This window comes from Campylobacter sp. JH23, from assembly GCF_017846595.1.
Lineage (GTDB): Bacteria > Campylobacterota > Campylobacteria > Campylobacterales > Campylobacteraceae > Campylobacter_D > Campylobacter_D coli.
This window is the reverse complement of sequence record NZ_JAEQBP010000016.1, coordinates 1-457: the sequence shown is the minus strand read 5'-3', so window position 1 is coordinate 457 and position 457 is coordinate 1. Positions and strand designations below refer to the sequence as shown.

The window sequence follows — 457 nt, the reverse complement described above, 5'->3', positions numbered from 1 at the left end:
AAAAAGAAATGGGCGTTATTTAGTCTATTAACATTGTGTGGCGGTACAATTTATAAATTACCGTCTCTGAAAGATGCGTTTTATATCCCGATGCAGGAATATTTCCATTTGACCAATGGTCAAATTGGTAATGCTATGTCGGTAAACTCATTTGTCACCACAGTGGGCTTTTTTCTGTCTATTTATTTTGCCGATAAACTACCGCGCAGATACACCATGTCATTCTCACTCATTGCGACAGGATTACTGGGTGTTTATTTGACGACAATGCCGGGGTATTGGGGCATCCTCTTTGTCTGGGCGCTATTTGGCGTTACTTGCGACATGATGAACTGGCCGGTCTTGCTCAAGTCGGTAAGTCGATTGGGCAATAGCGAACAACAAGGTCGGTTGTTTGGCTTCTTCGAAACAGGGCGTGGCATTGTCGATACCGTGGTGGCATTTTCTGCGTTGGCAG

General features: G+C 44.4%; 1 protein-coding gene. It reads left to right on the top strand.

What is annotated here, in order from left to right; genetic code table 11:
• Positions 1-457, top strand: a 457-nt coding sequence (locus KAR88_RS08720) for an MFS transporter (protein WP_192802451.1), incomplete at both ends; no start/stop codon positions are given.